Source organism: Niveibacterium sp. COAC-50 (assembly GCF_013184235.1).
Lineage (GTDB): Bacteria > Pseudomonadota > Gammaproteobacteria > Burkholderiales > Rhodocyclaceae > Niveibacterium > Niveibacterium microcysteis.
Genome location: NZ_JABCJM010000008.1, coordinates 1 through 18,513, shown reverse-complemented (window position 1 = coordinate 18,513; position 18,513 = coordinate 1). Strand labels below are relative to the sequence as shown.

Below are 18,513 nucleotides of genomic sequence, written 5' to 3'. Positions count from 1 at the left end.
GGCGCAGCGCGCACGGCGCAAACGGCGCCGACTGTGGTCCGCGCGAGTTGATGAAACCAACCCACCCCACTCGGCTTGGACAAGTCGCCCGCATAACGTGCGCGGTTCCGACAGCGTTGCTGCGCAAACGCAACCGGGCCGGGGTTCCAGTCGTAAAAGCAATCAAACAACAGAGTCCGGTGACGTGGCCGAACTAGACCACAGCGCGCCATGCTGAACGTTCGCAACCGAAGTGACGCCTGAATACGATGGTCCACAAACTTTCGTCGTTACCCCACGCTGAAACCTTGTTTCGTGTTCTCGGATCAGGCATCAAACGCTCCCTCGACCTGTGCGGCAACATGAAACAATGTCCGATCGGCACGGAGGCCACGGGTATCTTGACGCACTTCGCACCCTAGATATCCCCTGCGGCCCGTTGCCGCCCGGCAGCTCAGCCCGCGCACTCGTCGCGATGCGACAGCAGGTCAAGACGGGCGCCAGTACCAGGCAATTGCATCGCGGCGGTAGCGGTCGCCCGAACTGCCGACCGCCACGGCGCGCCCGCATTGATCCAGAGCCACGCGCCCGGCGCGTTCGTCGTCTGCAGTACCCCACTGACGGGTGGCGAGCACGCGGCCGTCGTTACCCGCGATCTTCATCATGAAGAGATCATTGCCGCCCGCGTTGGGTTGCCCCGCGACCACGCTGCCGGTTGTCTCGCCAAACAGGACGATGTTGCCCTCACGGTCAATCTGCAAATCGGCCAGCCATTCAGCGCCGGATGACCCGAGCTGCCAACTGCGCAGCACTCGCCCGTCGGCCGCACTGACGCGAGCGACGAAGACATCCTGCTGGCCCAGCCCGACCGCACCTGGAAAGCTGCCGTAGACCGAGCCGCCGATCAGCAGATCGCCGCCCGCCAACGGCCGGATCACGGCAACATGGTCGAGTGGCACCGCGCTGTAGCGGGTGGTCCACGTTGTCTGCCCTAAGCCATCCAGCCTGCGCAGGTACATGCCGCGCTGGGTGCCGCTCTGCACCGCACCGCTGACAAAGGTGGCAGCGCCATCGGCCGTCTCGAGGCTCGCCACCCCGCCGCCGATGTCGGGTTCGGCGCTGTTCGATCGATGGGTCCACGTCGCGGTCAGGCGGTCGTCGGCAGTGCCCGCGCCCTGACGGTCGAGCCGCATTGCGAACGCATCGCTCCACGCCTCGATGTAGTTGGTCGGCACGTACTCATCGTCGTGTCCGGCGATCAGCAGGTTGCCACGCGCATCCACAGCGGCGCGGCGTGGATGCTGGGGTCGATCGGTACCGATCTGAAAAGTCCGCCACGGCGTGGCCAACCCGGGGCGCTCGGCCCAGGCGACAAAGGTGTCGAACTGGCCTGCGTTGTCTGCACCGTCCAGGTTGCCAGTGGTCCGACCGACCACGAAGACCGTGCCATCGCGGCCAATCGCCAGCGCTTCGGCCGCGTCCGCGCCCGGCGTATCGAAACGTGCGCCGGCATCCCAGAGCAGGGTGCCGTCGGCATCAAGCCGACGCACAACGGCCCGGCTGTTCCCGGCAGGTTCGATATTCGTCTGGCCAACCACGCCATTGCTCCAGCCCGCGAGCCAGATGTGCTGCTGCTCATCAATCACGACATCGTTCCACTCGCTCGAAAGCGTGTCGCGATACCACGAGATTTCCTCGCGCAAGGCCACACAGCCGACGGGGCTGCTGACCGGCGGCTCGATTGCCCCGCCACCATCGCCACCACCGCCGCAAGCGGCCAGCAGGGCCGCTGCCAAACTGCTTAATGCCATCGCCGCATGACGCGTCGAACCATGCTCCATGTTGTGCTCCTTCATTCTCTCAATTGGAAACCTGTGCCTCAGGGCTCGTCCTCCGCTCTGGCAGCCACCAGTGCCAACGCGGTGCGCCAATCGGGCAGTCACGTCGCCCCGAAGAACAAAACACCCCAACGCCTACGCGATCAACAAACCCGCCTGTTCCAAGCGCCTAAGGACCTCATCGAAGCCACCTTCGTATTCCCAATACATCACCCGGCCATGCGAACCGGTCACCAAGAGGTAGCGATCGCTGATCGACTGGATGCGCTCGATGGCGACGAGCTTGTCTGCAAAGGGCGCCTCATCCATGTGCTCGACGATTTCTGTGTTGTCCGGTGTGTAGCCGTGCGCCACCAGCGACGGCCTCACGCGCAGCGCGATGAACTTCATGACGGACTCCTGAGTTGGAAGGCGTGCTCACCACGCCCGAAAGCCACTCTCGGGCTTGCCCCCATGGGAAGGTCAAGCACCCTGACGAAGGTTTTATTCGCTTTGAGCGCTTGACCTTCCGGCAGGGGCAAGCTGGAGGCTTCGCTTCCCTTAACTGCCTCTTGATAGGAGCGACCATGAACGAGTTCCAACTACCTGACATGACCTGCAGCCACTGCGCCAGCATGGTCACCAAGGCCCTGAAGCTGACCGACCCCGACTGCGAGGTGAGCATCGACCTGAAAGCGCAAAAAGTCGGCGTACGCAGCACCGAAGACCGTCAGACCCTGGCCGACGCGTTGGCTGAGGCCGGCTACCCACCGGTCAGATAAGCACGGGGCCCGCAGCACGCGGGCCCCGCTGAACTGCACCAGCACGGCGCAACCGGCAGCGCACAGTGGGGCCACACGTTAGGTCTATTGCGACCGATCTGCATGGACGGCCATTCGAAGAACCTGCAGCTCGACCGCCCAAGATACGGGGCCTCTCCGTACTCAGCCTTCAGGACATTTGATTGGTCACGGATGCCGGAGCGGTGAGCCCACGCACCGCATGCAGGCAAAAGGCGGGGTTCCGGAGAACGGCTTAAAGTCAGGCGATGAGCCCAGATTCCGCTGTGGTTCATCGCAGACTAGGTAGAGCACACAGGCGTTGCTCAACTGACGCTTTTGACTTTGGGTCACGTCGAGAGCGCCGAGTGGCGCAGCGGGGTCGGGGGATCGGCGCGTAGCGCCGACGGCGAGGACTGTCTGAGGCCCGAAGGGCCGAGTTCCGCAGCCGCCCGACGTCGCGAGCACGCGAGGGTAGTCAGGTGCTCCGCACCTGACCGCGAACGCAGGGCGGCACTCTTTGCTTACTTTCTGGTGCTGTAGCCAGAAAGCAAGATGCCCGCCGAGGGCGGGACCGCGGCCAACGCACGGCTCCCAGAACCACACGATGTGGCTTTGGCAATTCGTTGGGCTTCGAGAAGCTCAGCCCAACCTACGGCCCTGACCTTACTTCTCAATTCGCAATTGTTAGCTAGCCTATATTCAGGATGGGCGGCTGTTTCTCTGTAGGGTGCGTCGGCAACTATGCCAACGGTCACCAATTGCACAGCCACCTTGATCTTCTTACCCCCCACCTGGGCCACAGCGACAAATCCATCCAGGCCACGATAACCATCTTGTGGCGAGTACTCCCATTCCCACCTGAATACTGTTCCGTCTCTAACTCCGTCCGGCACGCGAACCAACTTTCCATGCTTAGGCGGCTCAACAATCTCGATTGACTGAGCAGCCACGCCATGGAGATGGGCCCCATGTTCTATCGAATAAGCCTCAACGGCATCAAGCGGAGAAATATAGTTCGGTTGCCGAACGCCACCGATCTGATTATCCGGAAGGTTGTCTCGCGAACCAACAACTCTGCAATAACCACTTAAGGAAAAATCAAAACCCTCACTTGGCGCCGCTTCGGAAATAGAACCCCAACCAATAGTCGCGCTTCCAATCAAGGCAAGAACCGAACCATAGACCCCGTTCACAGCCCCATCTCCATTCCATTTTATGAGTCCCGTAGGTTGGGCTGAATGCAATGAAGTCCAACCTCCTCGGTCATCGGGCCCGGACATCGCGACCTCGTAGAGGTAGGGCGGGTTAGCCACAGGCGTAAGCCGCTTTTCATGGAATCAAGCCCGCCCTACATGGCCAGGGTTGCATCGTGCAAAGCCAGAAAACTGATCACCAGTGCAGGGCCGCCCCCCTGAGAAGTCTTCCATTCAGGTCTTTCCCCGCAAATGCCCGAATGAGACCGACGCGTTCCGCTCTCGTCAATATACGTGTCAGGCTGACCCTCCCCAAGCACATCGACCGTATATTGAATCTCAACAGCCAGGCGGCCGATGCCCACCTCTACAACGAACGAGTCAACTCCGCTATATCCAGCGCCCCCGGAGTTGCCTTCTACGGCACTCACAAAATACGTATACCTATACTTCATCGAGCCGCTGGAACCTGGGTCAGATTGCTCCAAACGACCATGCGCCGGCGTTCGAAGAATGCGAACAGCCACATCCGCCATCGGCGCCGAGTCAGCATAAAACCCGCTAGAGCCGCTCAAGTAGTTGCTAACGTAGGACTGGGCGTCTCGCAACGGCGAAATATTTCCATAATCGCCCGAGACTACTTTGCACACGCCCAACCTATATCGCGCAGCCTGTTCAATCGACTGACTGTCGGCGACCATGGCATAAACCATGACGTGGTTTTGGATGGCGATGGGATCAACAAACCACATCCTGTCATCTCCTTTAGAAGCGTCAAACAACGCCTGCAACTGCCTCTGCACACCAGAAATGGTTAGCCGATCATCAGCAGTTCAGTCCGACGCAGGACCGGCAACATCTGCAGACAAAGCTTTCGAGGACTCAATAGCCGCGTGAGTTGGGCTGAACGCGCTGTAGCCCTCAACCGCCGACTCCCGGCAGAGCGCCACGGCGCCCCGCCGGCTTGCCAGATCTCAGGCCGATGTGCCCTCCGCCTTCGGCTTGTTCATCCCATCCCGAATCAGATTACCCAGCAACACATCGACCAACGTGCCGCCCTGCCCGCTGCCACCGCTTGCAACGATATCGGGCACCAGCTTCACGCCGGCTTTCGCGAGCGCTTCGGCGACCTGCACCATCGCGTAGTTGCCGGATTCCATCGAGGCGATCTTGAGCTTGATGACTTCGGCTTCGGCGCCACCCACGGCCTGGGTCTTCGCGGCTTCGGCCTCGCCCACGGTGCGCAGCACGGTGGCGTCGGCTTCGGCGTTGATCTTCTTCGACTGCGCCTGGCCTTCGGCTGCCTTAACGGTGGCCTTGGCGTTGAAGTCGGCGATCGTGACCTGCCGCTCGGCGTCCACCACGCGGGCCTGGGTGGCGGCGAGTGCGGTGGCCTGCTCAAGCTCTTGCTTCACCACCTGCGCCTGACGCTGGGTGTCGTAGGTGACGCGCTCCTGCTCCGCGATCTTGCGGTCGGTAAGGGTCTTCATCAGTTCTTCGGGCGGCACGATGTCGCCAATCAGCGTATCGACCGCGCCGACGTTGTATTCCTTCAGCGCGGCCGCGATTGCCTGACGTGCTTCGTCCTGCCGCTTCGAGCGGTTCTTCAGGAAGTCGATGATGTCCGAGCCCTGCGCGGCGTTACGGAAGTAGTTGCCGATGGTCGGTTCCAGCACCTGGGTCACCAGCGCCGCCATGCCGCCAAAGCGCGCGATGACCTTGGGCGCGTCGTTGCGGGGGATGTGAATGATCTGCGAGACGTCGAGGTTGAACTTGAAGCCGTCGGCCGAGCGCACGGTGATCGTCGAGAGGTTGGCGTCGAGCTTGTGCGCTTCGGTCTTGCCCGTCGCCCAGTTGAGCACCACGTTCGCGGTCGGCACATTGCTGACCTTGTGGGTATAGGGGTTGATCGGGTACTTGCCGGGGTCCAGCGGGTCGACCCACACGCCCTTCTCGCCGCGACTCACGAGGTTGCCGTGGCGGAATGATTCGCCGGTCACGTCGTGGCCCTCGCGGCCGACGTAGGCAATCACCACGCCCACGTTGGCGATCGGCACCTCGACCATATCGACGATCTCGACCGTCGCGAAACGCGGGTTGATGAAGTAGCGGCCAGCCAGCAGCACCTGCTCCTGCAAACCCTTGCTGCCGCCGTTGTCGACGAAGGCCTGCGGGTTCTGGAACATGTTGTGGCCGGCGATCTCGGGGCCAGCGATCTCGCCGGTCACCAGCGGCTTGCCTTCCTTGGTCGTGATGATGCCGACCTTGTTCTCGGGGATATCCACCGCGTCTGCGAGATGCACTTCGAACAGCGCCGGGTTGATGCGATACGTCCCAGGCGTGATGACCGACATCTGCGGCCCGCGCTCACCGCCGCCGGAGAGGAAGGCATGGCCATCCTGAAACGAGTCGCAAGCCACCTGCCGCGCGATCACTCGGCCGCTGGGCAGCGGTGCGCCATCCAGCGCTTCCACCACGCCAAGCTTGCCTTGCGGAATGCTCACCGCCGGCTTGAGATCGACCTTGAACAACAGCGTGTTGATCCGGTAGGTGCCGGGCGGAATCAGCGCCATCTGCGGGCCGCGCTCGCCGCTGTTTTGCAGGAACGCGCGTGCATCCTGGTAAGTGTCGCACTCGACCTGCTTGGCGATGATGCGGCCGCTTGGCAGCGGATTGCCGTCGCAGGCCTCGACCACGCCGACCTCACCCTGCGGCACGGTGAAGAACTTGACCAATTCCACCGTGTATTGCCACGGCCACAGCGCCACATGCAGGCCAGGGGCGAGCGTATCGGCCTGGTAACCGGCCTCACCGTTGAGCGCGATGATGCGGCCGTCCGGCAGGTTGCGGTTGGCGCCGAACAGTACGAACTTCTTCGTCACCACGCCAAGGCTGTCGTCCGGCACGATGATCACGCCGAACAACCACAGCACCCACTTGTAGCCGATCGCGACGACGATCAGGCCGATCAAGACGAACAGACCGGTGGCATGTCCGGCCAGCAGTTCAAAAAAGTCCATGGGATCCTGTTTTCAAGAATGAGGGGAAAGGCAGGATCCTCTGGCGATTCACGGCACTACGCCCTGCAGCAGATCAAGCCCGCAGCGAGGATAGGTGCACAGCGCGTTCGCACGTGCCAACAAGCGCACAGCGCTTGCGTTGTGGTGGAACGCCTTATTCGTCGATCGGCCGGTCGACCCGCTCGCCCGATTCCCACAACGACCACGCCACCGAAATGCCGGCCGTGATGTTGTTGCTTTGCCGTACCAGCGGGCTGTCTTCGAAGGCGGCGCCGGAAACGGTGCTGCCGCGCACGAAACTGCCGAACCACGCCCGCCCCATGCGGCGCGACAAGGTCAGCGTGAGCTGTGCGCCGCCGTAGCCCGACTTCGCCGCATAGGCGGGGCGATCAACGCGAGCGTATTCCGGCGCAACGTCGTACACATAGGCATGGCTTGCACGGTCACCAAAGTAAGGCCCGCCTGACACCGCGAAACGCCAGCCAGGCACCGGCTGATCGAAGATGTCGAAAGAGAGCGTTGGCGTGCTTGCCCAACCGGCGTCCTGCGAGGTTCCGATCGCGATCACCTTGCGGATTGGCAGCCGCGCCATCAGGCGATAGCCGTCTTCCCAGCTACCCGCAATCCGCCAGACAAGCTGCGGGCCGATCTCGATCGTCGGCTTCAGGTCCGGCATGCCAGCCCGTGCTTCGTTGCTGTTGCTGCGCACCGGCACACCGGCGGAGAGGCTGATGTCCAGTTCCAACCGGTCCGAGTCGAACAACTTGCCGCGCAGACCGTCGCGATCGGCGCGCAGGCGATCTCCACGGTAAACCACGAACGGCACCGGCAGCAGATAGGCGTGCTGCTCGTCGGACCCACGGTAGTCCGGCAAGGTCATGGCGCCCACGCCCAGACCGAGCTCCCACTTGGGCAGGTCGGCCGCGTGCGCAGGCACGGCAACCAGCACGGCGAGCGACGCCAGCAGGGGGAAAGGCTTCATGCGTGGCAGCTCCGCAAAAAAGCCGTGATTCTAGGGCCATTGAGGCATGGCCACCCGAGCGGATCAATCCAGCGCGAGCGTCGCCTCGTCGTGACCGAGTAACTGCGCCAGCCCCGCCACGACCAGTTCGTGATCCGCGCGCTGCGGCAGGCCCGACACCGTGACGGTGCCAATCATCCCAGCGGCGGCAACGCGGATCGGGAAACAGCCGCCGTGCCAGGCGTAGTCGCGCAGTGGCAGGCCCATCTTTTCGTCCAGCCCCTTGCCGTCGCGGCGGCACTCCAGCGATACCGCGTAGGAGCTGCGCTGCATCAGCGTGACCACGTTGTGCTTGCGGCGCGCCCAGTCCGCATTGGCCGGCGAGGTGCCCGGCATGGCGTGCAGGAACACGATGTCCTCGCCACGGCGGATGACGATCGTCACCGCCTGGCCAGCGGCCTTCGCACGCGCCCGCAGCGCCTCTCCCAGGCGCCATGCAATGTCCTCGTCGAAGGCCGGGAAGATGAGGGCCTCTTCCTGCCGCGCGAGTTTTTCCAGTTCGTGTTCGAAGTCCATCGCACGCCTCAACCGAGTTCGCCGACGCGGGCGACGCGCCCGTCGCGGAAGGCCACCAGCCCAAGCTCGATCAACTGCATCACTTTCAGCGCATCGCTCGCTGGCACCGGGTTCGGCGCGCCCTGCAGGATCGCGTCGCGCACCGCGGCGTAGTAGCGACTGTAGTCACCCCGCTCGCCGGCGTGCTGGTGCGGGATCAGGGTGTCGCCCGAACAGATCGTGAGGACACCCGGCCGCGGATCGATGCCCCAATCGGCGCCACCTGGCCGGCCGCCCAGCTTCAGCGCGTCTTCCTGCGGATCAAGCCCATACTTCGTAAAGCTGCCGAGCGTTCCGTGCAGCACGTAGCGCGGCCCGAGCTCCGGCACCAGCGCACTGCCATGCAGGATCACGCGGAGCGTGTCGTAACGCAGGACGGCATGGAACCAGTCGTCCGCAGCAGCGCCATCGCGTTGCTTTGCCAGGTCGAGCGAAATCGTCTGCGGCGTACCGAACAGCTGCAGGGTTTGATCCAGCAGATGGGAGCCGAGGTCGTACCAGAGTCCGCTGCCCGGCGCGCCGGATTCGCGCCAGCGCTGACGCACCTGCGGCCGGTAGCGATCGAAATGCGATTCGAAGTGCGCCACGCGCCCCAGCTCGCCTGAAGCCAGCACCTTCTGCACGGTGAGGAAATCGGCATCCCACCGGCGGTTGTGGAACACCGACAACACACGGCCCGCGGATTCGGCGCGGGCGATCAGGTCTCGCGCCTCGCCCGCATCCAGCGTGAAGGGTTTGTCGACCACAACATGCTTGCCGGCGGCCAACGCCTTTACCGCGAGCGGGTAGTGGGTCTCGTTGGGCGTCGGGATCACGACGAGGTCGATATCCGGCCGCGCGAACAACGCATCCGGTGACTCACACACCTCGACCTGCGGCCAAGCAGCGTGCACCTTGGCCGGGTCGCTGCTGGACATGGCAATCAGCTCCAAACCCGGCACCGAGGCGATCAGGGGCGCATGGAAGGTGGCGGTCGCAAAACCGAAGCCGACGACGCCGACTCGCACTGTTGAACTCATCTGAAGACTCCTGGAATCCGTGGCAGCGCCGGCAGTATGGGCGCGCCCGCCGCGCCGCACCACCCGAACGCCGGAGCGAACGCTCGGCGCCAAACCACCGGCTGCACGCAAGGGCTTGTTACAGCGCAAGAAACTGACTCGCGCACCTAACATTGATCGCTCGTCGATCTTATAATTTTGCTCGCGGTTTACCCTTATTTTTTGCAGCGCACCATCCCGCCCCTCCCCCAGGGGGTGTGCCGCGAGAAAGCCCCCATGAACGCCCCGATGTACCTCCCCTGGCTGGCCCGCAAGGCTGGCATCAGCGACGAACAGGCGCTGGAACTCTGGCACGACGCGCTGCGCCATGCGACCGACACCACCGGTTGGGTCGGCGGGCCTGAATACTGGGCTGTAGCGCATGATCGCCTGCTCGAACTGACCGATGCAGAGCGCCAGCGTCGCCTCGCGCCGCGTCTGGTCCGCATGGTGCGCACGCAGAATCACCTCGCGCAGTTGCCACTGCAGGCCATGGAAGACATGCTCGGCGCGCTGCGCGCCAGCGTCCGCCGCGCAGCCTGATCTCACGCCCCGATGCCGGGCGCCGCAAGCGTAGCCCGGCATATGGATACCGCGCTGCAGCGTGCGGGCGGTAGAATGCGCGTTTTCGCCTTTTTGCAGCGAGCACGCGCCCATGCAGGACAAATACACGCCGGCCGAGATCGAGTCCGCGGCCCAACAACACTGGGATTCCACCCAGGCCTTTGAAGTCTCCCGGGACGATTCGCTCCCGAAGTACTACTGCCTGTCGATGTTCCCGTACCCCTCGGGCAAGCTGCACATGGGGCACGTGCGCAACTACACGATCGGCGATGTGCTGTCCCGCTCGCACAAGATGCGCGGCTACAACGTGCTGCAGCCGATGGGCTGGGATGCCTTCGGCCTGCCGGCCGAGAACGCGGCGATCAAGAACGGCGTGCCGCCGGCCAAGTGGACCCGCGAGAACATCGCCTACATGAAGAAGCAGCTCAAGTCGCTCGGTTTCGCGATCGACTGGAGCCGTGAGCTCGCCACCTGCGACGCCAGCTACTACAAGTGGAACCAGTGGCTGTTCCTGCGCATGCTCGAAAAGGGCATCGCCTACAAGAAGACGCAGGTCGTGAACTGGGACCCGGTCGACCAGACCGTGCTCGCCAACGAGCAGGTGATCGACGGCCGCGGCTGGCGTACCGGCGCGGTGGTCGAGAAGCGCGAGATCCCCGGTTACTACCTTGGTATCACCCAGTACGCCGAAGAACTGTTGGGTGACCTGGATGAGCTGACCGGCTGGCCGGAACGCGTGAAGCTGATGCAGGCCAACTGGATCGGCAAGAGCATCGGCGTGCGTTTTGCATTCCCGCACGAGATTTCGGACGAGTCCGGCCTGATCGGCGACGGCAAGCTGTGGGTCTTCACCACCCGCGCCGACACGATCATGGGCGTGACCTTCTGCGCGGTCGCCGCCGAGCACCCGCTCGCGACCCACGCGGCGAAGAACAACCCCGAGCTCGCCGCCTTCATCGACAAGTGCAAGCACGGCTCGGTGATGGAAGCCGACATGGCGACGATGGAGAAGGAAGGCCTGCCGACCGGCCTCTTCGTCACCCATCCGCTGACCGGCAAGCAAGTCGAAGTCTGGGTCGGCAACTATGTGCTGATGAGCTACGGCGACGGCGCCGTGATGGGTGTGCCCTCGCACGACGAGCGTGATTTCGCCTTCGCGAAGAAATACGGCATCGCGATCGAGCAAGTGGTGCAGGTCGAAGGCGAAAGCTTCTCGCTGGACGCCTGGAGGCCCTGGTATGGCGACAAGGAGCGCGGCGTTTGCGTCAACTCCGGCGTGCTGGACGGGCTTGCCTACGAAGCCGCGGTGAACAAGGTCGCCGAGTTGCTGGCCGCCAAGGGCATCGGCGAGAAGAAGGTGCAGTGGCGCCTGCGCGACTGGGGCATCTCGCGCCAGCGCTACTGGGGCTGCCCGATCCCGATCATCCACTGCGATGACTGCGGCTCGGTGCCGGTGCCGGATGATCAGCTGCCGGTCGTGCTGCCGGAAGACTGCGTGCCGGATGGCTCAGGCAATCCGCTCAACAAGCTCGAAAGCTTCCTCGCCTGCAACTGCCCTAAGTGCGGCAAGCCGGCGCGCCGCGAGACGGACACGATGGACACCTTCGTCGATTCGTCCTGGTACTACGCGCGCTACGCCAGCACCTTCTCGGACAAGGCGATGGTCGATGCCGAGACCAACTACTGGATGACTGTTGACCAGTACATCGGCGGCATCGAACACGCGATCCTGCACCTGCTCTACTCGCGCTTCTGGACCAAGGTGATGCGTGACCTCGGCCTGGTGACTTACCGCGAACCGTTCTCGCACCTGCTCACGCAGGGCATGGTGCTGAAGACCGCGTTCTCGCACAAGCCAGAGGGCGGCGGCAAGAATTACTACTGGGAAGACGAGGTCGAGATCGAGCGCGGCCCGCAAGGCCAGATCCTTGGTGCCAAGCTCAAGAAGGACGGCACGCCGCTGGACTTCGAAATGACCACCATGTCGAAGTCGAAGAACAACGGTGTCGATCCGCAAGCGATGATCGAGCAGTACGGTGCCGATACTGCGCGCTTCTTCGTCATGTTTGCCGCCCCGCCGGAGCAAACGCTGGAATGGTCTGATGCCGGGTTCGAAGGCTCGTATCGCTTCCTGCGGCGCGTTTGGGCCTTCGGCCACGTGTTCGCGACCGAGCTGAAGGGCAAACTGCCGGCCGAGCGCAGCCTAGGCGCGAGCAAGCTCCCATCTGAGCTTGCCGCCTTCCGGCGCGAAATCCACCTGCTGCTGAAGCAGGCCAACTACGATCTCGGCAAACAGCAGTTCAACACTGTCGCCTCGGCCACGATGAAGATGCTCAATGCGATCGAGAAGGCCCCACGCGACACCGCGCTGGCCGCCGAAGTGATCGAGGAGTGTTTCGGCATCCTGTTGCGCGTGCTCTCGCCGATCACGCCGCATATCGCACACGCGCTGTGGCGCGAGCTGGGCTACGGCGACGACATCCTCCACGCCGCCTGGCCAGAACCGCAGGAAGATGCGCTGATTCAGGATGAGGTGGAGCTGGTGCTGCAGGTGCTGGGCAAGACCCGCGGCAGCATCAAGGTCCCCGCTTCGGCCGACAAGGCAGCGATCGAGGCCGCCGCAGTGGCGTCCGAAGTCGCGCAGAAGTTCATGGAAGGCAAGCCGGCGAAGAAGGTCATCGTCGTGCCGGGCCGCCTGGTGAACATCGTCTGCTGACGTGGCCGCCGAGCCCAAGATCCGACGTGCAGAGCCGGGCGACGCAGCAGCGCTTGCCCGGCTGATGGCGCCGCCCGAAGTATTTGCCAACACGCTGCAGCTGCCCTACCCCGGTATCGAACTATGGGTGGAACGGCTCAAGAACAACAAGCCGAACGAGTCGCCGCTGGTGGCGGAAGTCGACGGACAAATCGTCGGCTGCGCCGGCCTTCATCGCGAGATCGAAGTGCGGCGCGCCCATGCAGCCCAGCTCGGCATCACCGTCGATCTGGCTTGGCAGGGCCAGGGCATCGGCCGCGCACTGATGACGGCCCTGCTCGACACGGCCGACAACTGGTTCGGCCTGTTGCGGATCGAACTGCAGGTGTTCGCCGATAACGCGCGCGCGATAAAGCTGTACGAGTCCTGCGGCTTCGTGCAGGAAGCGGTACTGAAAAGCCATGGGCTGCGCAACGGCGACTATGTGGACACCCTCGTGATGGCGCGCCTTCACCCCAAGCCGCCGCGCCTGCGGCCGGAGATTCAACCGTGACTCGAATCCGATCCGCCCTTCTGCTTGCCGGGCTGACCCTGCTCGGCGCCTGCGGCTTCCACCTGCGCGGCCCGCAGCCGCTGCCGTTCAAGTCGATCCACCTGGGCGTGTCGGCCTACAGCGAATCAGGCGCCAACCTGCGCCGGCAGATCGCAGCCAACGGCGGCACCAAGATCGTGGACAGCCCGGCCGAAGCCGAAGTCAGCCTGGTGATCCTTCAGGATGTGAAGGAGAAGATCATCCTGAGCCTGAACACCGACGGCCGTGTGCGTGAATACGAGCTGCGCGACCGCATCGTGTTCAAGGTGGTCGATCGCGGCGGGCGCGAAGTGATCCCGGCCACCGAAGTCGCCACGAAGCGCGAGATGACCTTCAACGACGCACTGGTGCTGGCGAAGGAACAGGAAGAAGCGCAGTACTACCGCGAGATGGAAAACGACCTGATCCAACGCGTGCTGCGCCGCATGGCTGCCGCACCGTGGCCGCTGCCGGAGTTGCCGGCCACCCAATCGGCGCCGACGCGCTAAGCAGATGGCGGTTCGGCCGGAACAGCTCGCCAGCCAGCTTGAACGCGGCCTCGCGCCGCTCTACATCGTGCATGGCGACGAACCACTGCTGGTGCTCGAAGCCGGCGACGCGATCCGCGCTGCAGCACGCACCCGTGGCATCGACGAACGCGAAGTGCTGGTCGTCACCCAGGGCTTCAAGTGGAACACCCTGGAGATGGCCGCGGGCAACTTGTCCCTGTTCGGCTCCAGCAAGCTGATCGACCTGCGTATCCCGACCGGAAAACCGGGCCGCGAAGGCGGCGAGGCGCTGCAGCGCTACGTCAAACACCTCGACCCGCAAGGCGTCATCACGCTGATCACGCTGCCGCAACTCGACTGGGCTGCCCGCAAGGCCGCATGGTTCGTCGCGCTGCTCGAAGCCGGCGTCGAAGTCGAATGCAATGCGCCGGCCCTGCCCCAGTTGCCGGACTGGCTGGCCGGGCGGCTGGCACGCCAGAAGCAGCGCGCACCGCGCGATGCGCTGGAATTCATTGCCCAGCACGTCGAAGGCAACCTGCTCGCCGCACATCAGGAGTTGCAGAAGCTCGGCCTGCTGTTCGAACCAGGCGAGCTGACGCTTGAGCAGGTGCAGGACTCGGTGCTGAACGTCGCGCGTTACGACACGGAAAAGCTGCGCCTCGCCCTGCTCGAAGGCGACCCCGCCCGCCTGACCCGTCTGATCGAAGGTTTGCAAGGCGAAGGCGCGGCGCCACCGCTGGTGCTGTGGGCGATGGCGACCGAGATCCGCACGCTGGCGCTGCTGCGCGCAGGGCAAGACAGCGGTCAACCGCTCGCGGCGCTGTTCAAGCGCGAGCGGGTGTTCGACCGCGAGAAACAGGCTCTGATTCAGCGCGCCCTGCCACGTCTGCCGCTCGGCACACTGCGCGCGGCGCTGATGCATGCCGCCCGCGTCGACCGCATCATCAAGGGTGTCGGCGATGGTGAGCTCTGGAACGAATTCCTGCAGTTGGCTTTGCGCCTGGCGAACACGCCACGGCGCCGGCGAGCCTGACACGGGAAGCGTGGACAAAAAAATGGCGACCTGAGGTCGCCGAGCTTTTGTTATTCACCCTTGCGCCGAAGCGGTGGGTGTCTGTACGCGCAGTCCGTTGTTTGAAGCGGCGGTTATTCTCGCTCGCCATTGGGTGACAGGAACAGCCCGGTGCGCACGGCTGGCGTCATGACAAGGGGGAGGAGCCATGCGCGTCCCGATGCGGGGAGGGAGGGATTTCACCGGGAAGCTCTGTGCGTCTCCGGGCGTCCGTCAGGGTTAACCCTAATCCACCTTCCGCACCAAAGCAAGGAAATCGCCATTCAATATTTTTATGGCATCGCCGGCACCAAGCGCCGCAAGCCCTTGAATGGAAAAGCGGCGGCTCCGTAGAGCCGCCGCATTCCAATTGAACTCACCGCCCAATCAGGCGGGAGCTCCCTGCGCTCCCGATGCGTCAGCCAAGCGGCCTGGCATCGGGCCTCCCCCCAGGGGGGCCCGGGTCGGAAGCGCAGTCAGTCTCCCCCGAGACGTTCTTACTTCTTCTTCATCGGCGGCAGATCGGTACAGGTGCCTTCGAAGACCTCTGCCGTCATGCCGATCGACTCACCCAGCGTCGGGTGCGGGTGGATCGTCTTGCCGATATCCACCGCGTCACAACCCATCTCGATCGCCAGGGCGATCTCGCCGATCATGTCGCCCGCGTTCGGGCCGACGATGCTGCCGCCGACCACGCGATGCGTCTCTTCGTCGAAGATCAGCTTGGTGAAGCCGTAATCGCAGCCGTTCGCGATGGCTCGACCCGAAGCGGCCCACGGGAACTTCGCCACGTTGATCTTGCGGCCACTCGCCTTGGCATCGATCTCGGTCACGCCAACCCAGGCGACTTCCGGCTCGGTGTAGGCCACCGACGGAATGATCGTCGCGTCGAAGAAGGACTTCTGGCCGGCTGCCACTTCCGCGGCGACGTGTGCTTCATGCACGCCCTTGTGCGCCAGCATCGGCTGGCCGACGATGTCGCCAATACCGAAGATATGCGGCACATTGGTGCGCTGCTGCTTGTCGACCGGGATGAAGCCGCGGTCGGTGACATGCACACCGGCCTTCTCGGCACCGATCTTCTTGCCGTTGGGGCTGCGGCCCACAGCGGAGAGGATCAGGTCGTACTTCTGCTCGTCGGCCGGAGCATTCTCGCCTTCGAACTTCACCAGGATGCCGTCCGGCCGGCAGGTCACACCCACCGTGCGGGTCTTCAGCATGACCTTGTCGAAGCGGTGCAGGTTCTGCTTTTCCCAGACCTTGACCGCATCACGGTCGGCACCGGTCATCAGGCCTTCCAGCGCTTCGACCACGTCGATGCGCGCGCCCAGCGCCGAATACACCGTCGCCATTTCCAGGCCGATGATGCCGCCGCCGATCACCAGCATGCGCTTCGGAACCTGGCGCAGTTCCAGCGCGCCGGTGGAATCGACAATACGCGGATCGTCCGGCAGGAAGGGCAGCTTCACCGCCTGCGAACCAGCCGCGATGATGGCCTTCTGGAAGCGGATGACCTTCTTCTCGCCGCTCAGCTCGGAGCCCGAACCGCTGGTCAGCGCCACTTCGAGGTGGTAGGCGTCGAGGAACTGACCGTAGCCGCGAACGATATCGACCTTGCGCGCCTTGGCCATGCCGGCGAGGCCACCGGTCAGCTTGCCGATGACCTTTTCCTTGTGCGCACGCAGGCGGTTCAGATCCACCGTGGGCTTGTCGAAGGCGACGCCCACGTCGGCAAAGTGCGAGGCCTCCTCGATCACGTTCGCCACGTGCAGCAACGCCTTGGACGGGATACAGCCGACGTTCAGGCACACGCCGCCCAGCGTCGGGTAGCGTTCAACCATCACGGTCTTCATGCCGAGGTCGGCCGAGCGGAAGGCGGCGGAGTAGCCGCCGGGGCCAGCGCCCAGCACCAGCATTTCGCACTCGATATCGACTGCGCCGCTGTAGCTGCCGGCAGGCAGCGGGGCCGCCGGGGCTGCCGCAGGAGCCGGAGCAGCAGCGGGCGCTGCGGGCTTCGGCGCTTCGGCGGCAGCTTGGGAAACTGCGGCAGCAGCAGCCGCTTCCAGCGTCAGCACCACGGCACCTTCGCCTACGCGGTCGCCCACCTTGACCTTGAGCTCCTTGACGACGCCGGCAGCCGGGCTCGGCACATCCATCGTCGCCTTGTCGGATTCGAGCGTCAGCAGCGCGTCTTCGGCCTTGACGGTGTCACCCGGCTTGACCGCGATCTCGATGATCGGCACATCCTTGAAGTCGCCGATGTCCGGCACCTTCACTTCGATAATCTGGCTCATCCTTGAGGTCTCCGGCTCAGAGCAGCACGCGGCGGAAGTCCTGCAGCACGCCGGCGAAGTAAGCATTGAAACGGGCAGCCTCGGCACCGTCGATGACGCGGTGATCCCACGACAGCGACAGCGGCAGCATCAGGCGCGGTACAAAGGCCGAGCCGTCCCACACCGGGCGGATCTGCGACTTGCAGACACCCATGATGGCGACTTCTGGCGCGTTGATGATCGGCGTGAAGTACACGCCACCGATACCGCCCAGCGAGCTGATCGTGAAGCAGCCGCCCTGCATCTGGTCGGGCTTGAGCTTGCCGTCGCGTGCGAGCTTCGCCAGTTCGCCCATTTCCTGTGCGATCGCGGAGACGCCCTTCTTGTCCGCATCGCGGATCACCGGCACAACCAGGCCGTTCGGCGTGTCGGCAGCGAAACCGATGTGGTAGTACTGCTTGAGCACCAGGTTGTCGCCGTCGAGCGAGGCGTTGAAGGTCGGGAACTTCTTCAGCGCCGCAACCGCCGCCTTGATCATGAACGCGAGCATGGTCAGCTTGACGCCACTCTTCTCGAGTTCCTTGTTCATCTGCACGCGGAAGGCTTCCAGATCGGTGATGTCCGCGTCGTCATGGTTGGTGACGTGCGGGATCTGGACCCAGTTGCGGTGCAGGTTGGCGCCAGAGATCTTCTTGATGCGCGACAGCGGCTTGGCGTCGACCGGGCCGAACTTGCTGAAGTCGACCTTCGGCCACGGCAGCAGGTTGAGCTCGCCACCACCGGTGACGCCGCCACCTGCCGCGCCCGCCGATCCGGCCGGCACCAGCGCGCCGGTCGAGATCTGGCTGAACACGCCCTTGATGAAGTTCTGCACGTCTTCGTGCAGCACGCGGCCCTTGGGCCCGGTGCCCGGCACCTTGGCGATGTCGACGCCCAGGTCGCGCGCGAAACGGCGCACCGACGGGCTGGCGTGAGCCTTGCCGGCCGGCGCGGTGATCGCCGGCGCAGCGGCAACCGGAGCAGCCACGGCGGGCGCGGCAGCGGGTGCAGCAGCCACCGGTGTGGGGGCCGCAGCAGGCGCCGGAGCCGGCGCCACTGCAGCGGCCGGCACGGCAGCGCCGCCCGCAGCCTCGATCACCAGGATCAGCGCGCCTTGCGACACGCGATCACCGACCTTGACCTTCACATCCTTGACGACGCCAGCCACCGGCGTCGGTACATCCATCGTTGCCTTGTCGGATTCGAGCGTGACCACCGGTGCGTCGGCGGCGACCGTGTCGCCCACCTTCACCGCCACTTCGATCACCGGCACATCGGCAAAGTCGCCAATATCCGGCACCGTCACTTCGACCAGACCACCGCCGGCAGCCGGTGCGGCTGGCGCAGGAGCAGCCGCGACAGGGGCCGGCGCCGCGGGTGCAGGGGCTGCAGGGGCTGCAGCGGCGG

At 64.3% G+C, this 18,513-nt stretch carries 16 protein-coding genes; 6 read left to right on the top strand and 10 right to left on the bottom strand.

Annotated features, from left to right (window positions below; all coding sequences use genetic code 11):
• Nucleotides 1–467: 467 nt before the first annotated feature.
• Both HH302_RS20250 and HH302_RS20245 read right to left on the bottom strand, forming a co-directional pair.
• Complete coding sequence (locus HH302_RS20250) at nucleotides 468–1,820, bottom strand: hypothetical protein (RefSeq protein WP_172204519.1); 1,353 nt, start codon at nucleotides 1,818–1,820, stop codon at nucleotides 468–470.
• A gap of 132 nt (nucleotides 1,821–1,952) precedes the next feature.
• A complete protein-coding gene (locus HH302_RS20245; RefSeq protein ID WP_172204517.1) occupies nucleotides 1,953–2,207 on the bottom strand; it encodes a hypothetical protein in 255 nt (84 codons plus the stop codon).
• A 176-nt stretch (nucleotides 2,208–2,383) separates the two neighbouring features.
• On the opposite strand from HH302_RS20245, the gene HH302_RS20240 reads away from it, so the two are divergent.
• A complete protein-coding gene (locus tag HH302_RS20240) occupies nucleotides 2,384–2,578 on the top strand; it encodes a heavy-metal-associated domain-containing protein (protein WP_172204515.1) in 195 nt (64 codons plus the stop codon).
• Between the two features lie 521 nt (nucleotides 2,579–3,099).
• On the opposite strand, the gene HH302_RS20235 is transcribed toward HH302_RS20240, so the two are convergent.
• The 6 genes from HH302_RS20235 to HH302_RS20210 all read right to left on the bottom strand — a co-directional run bounded on the left by HH302_RS20235 (nucleotide 3,100) and on the right by HH302_RS20210 (nucleotide 9,386).
• Complete coding sequence (locus HH302_RS20235) at nucleotides 3,100–3,771, bottom strand: hypothetical protein (RefSeq protein ID WP_172204513.1); 672 nt, start codon at nucleotides 3,769–3,771, stop codon at nucleotides 3,100–3,102.
• A 155-nt stretch (nucleotides 3,772–3,926) separates the two neighbouring features.
• Entirely contained in the window at nucleotides 3,927–4,523 is a 597-nt protein-coding gene (locus HH302_RS20230) for a hypothetical protein (RefSeq protein ID WP_172204511.1), read from the bottom strand.
• A gap of 222 nt (nucleotides 4,524–4,745) precedes the next feature.
• Nucleotides 4,746–6,791 (bottom strand): SPFH domain-containing protein, encoded by a 2,046-nt coding sequence (locus HH302_RS20225; protein ID WP_172204509.1) that lies wholly within the window; start codon nucleotides 6,789–6,791, stop codon nucleotides 4,746–4,748.
• Between the two features lie 154 nt (nucleotides 6,792–6,945).
• A complete protein-coding gene (locus HH302_RS20220; RefSeq protein WP_172204507.1) occupies nucleotides 6,946–7,773 on the bottom strand; it encodes a MipA/OmpV family protein in 828 nt (275 codons plus the stop codon).
• A 63-nt stretch (nucleotides 7,774–7,836) separates the two neighbouring features.
• Entirely contained in the window at nucleotides 7,837–8,328 is a 492-nt protein-coding gene (locus tag HH302_RS20215) for a heme-degrading domain-containing protein (RefSeq protein WP_172204505.1), read from the bottom strand.
• Nucleotides 8,329–8,336: 8 nt separating this feature from the next.
• Nucleotides 8,337–9,386, bottom strand: a complete 1,050-nt coding sequence (locus HH302_RS20210; RefSeq protein WP_172204503.1) for an oxidoreductase — start codon at nucleotides 9,384–9,386, stop codon at nucleotides 8,337–8,339.
• A 255-nt stretch (nucleotides 9,387–9,641) separates the two neighbouring features.
• On the opposite strand from HH302_RS20210, the gene HH302_RS20205 reads away from it, so the two are divergent.
• From HH302_RS20205 to holA, 5 genes are all read left to right on the top strand, one after another.
• The gene (locus tag HH302_RS20205) at nucleotides 9,642–9,947 is read left to right on the top strand and encodes a hypothetical protein (protein ID WP_172204501.1); all 306 of its coding nucleotides are present in this window, start codon (nucleotides 9,642–9,644) and stop codon (nucleotides 9,945–9,947) included.
• A gap of 112 nt (nucleotides 9,948–10,059) precedes the next feature.
• Complete coding sequence (gene leuS / locus HH302_RS20200) at nucleotides 10,060–12,684, top strand: leucine--tRNA ligase (RefSeq protein ID WP_172204499.1); 2,625 nt, start codon at nucleotides 10,060–10,062, stop codon at nucleotides 12,682–12,684.
• A 1-nt stretch (nucleotide 12,685) separates the two neighbouring features.
• Nucleotides 12,686–13,216, top strand: coding sequence for a GNAT family N-acetyltransferase (locus HH302_RS22555; protein ID WP_371814743.1), 531 nt, complete (start codon nucleotides 12,686–12,688; stop codon nucleotides 13,214–13,216).
• Complete coding sequence (lptE, locus tag HH302_RS20190) at nucleotides 13,213–13,743, top strand: LPS assembly lipoprotein LptE (protein ID WP_172204497.1); 531 nt, start codon at nucleotides 13,213–13,215, stop codon at nucleotides 13,741–13,743. Before HH302_RS22555 ends, lptE begins: the two co-directional genes overlap by 4 nt.
• A gap of 4 nt (nucleotides 13,744–13,747) precedes the next feature.
• A complete protein-coding gene (holA, locus tag HH302_RS20185; RefSeq protein WP_172204495.1) occupies nucleotides 13,748–14,776 on the top strand; it encodes a DNA polymerase III subunit delta in 1,029 nt (342 codons plus the stop codon).
• A 515-nt stretch (nucleotides 14,777–15,291) separates the two neighbouring features.
• On the opposite strand, the gene lpdA is transcribed toward holA, so the two are convergent.
• Nucleotides 15,292–17,088: a dihydrolipoyl dehydrogenase gene (gene lpdA, locus HH302_RS20180; protein WP_172204493.1), complete on the bottom strand. Its 1,797-nt coding sequence runs from the start codon at nucleotides 17,086–17,088 to the stop codon at nucleotides 15,292–15,294.
• Nucleotides 17,089–17,104: 16 nt separating this feature from the next.
• Nucleotides 17,105–18,513: dihydrolipoyllysine-residue acetyltransferase (gene aceF / locus HH302_RS20175; protein ID WP_172204491.1), on the bottom strand; the 1,409-nt coding region annotated here is incomplete at its 5' end.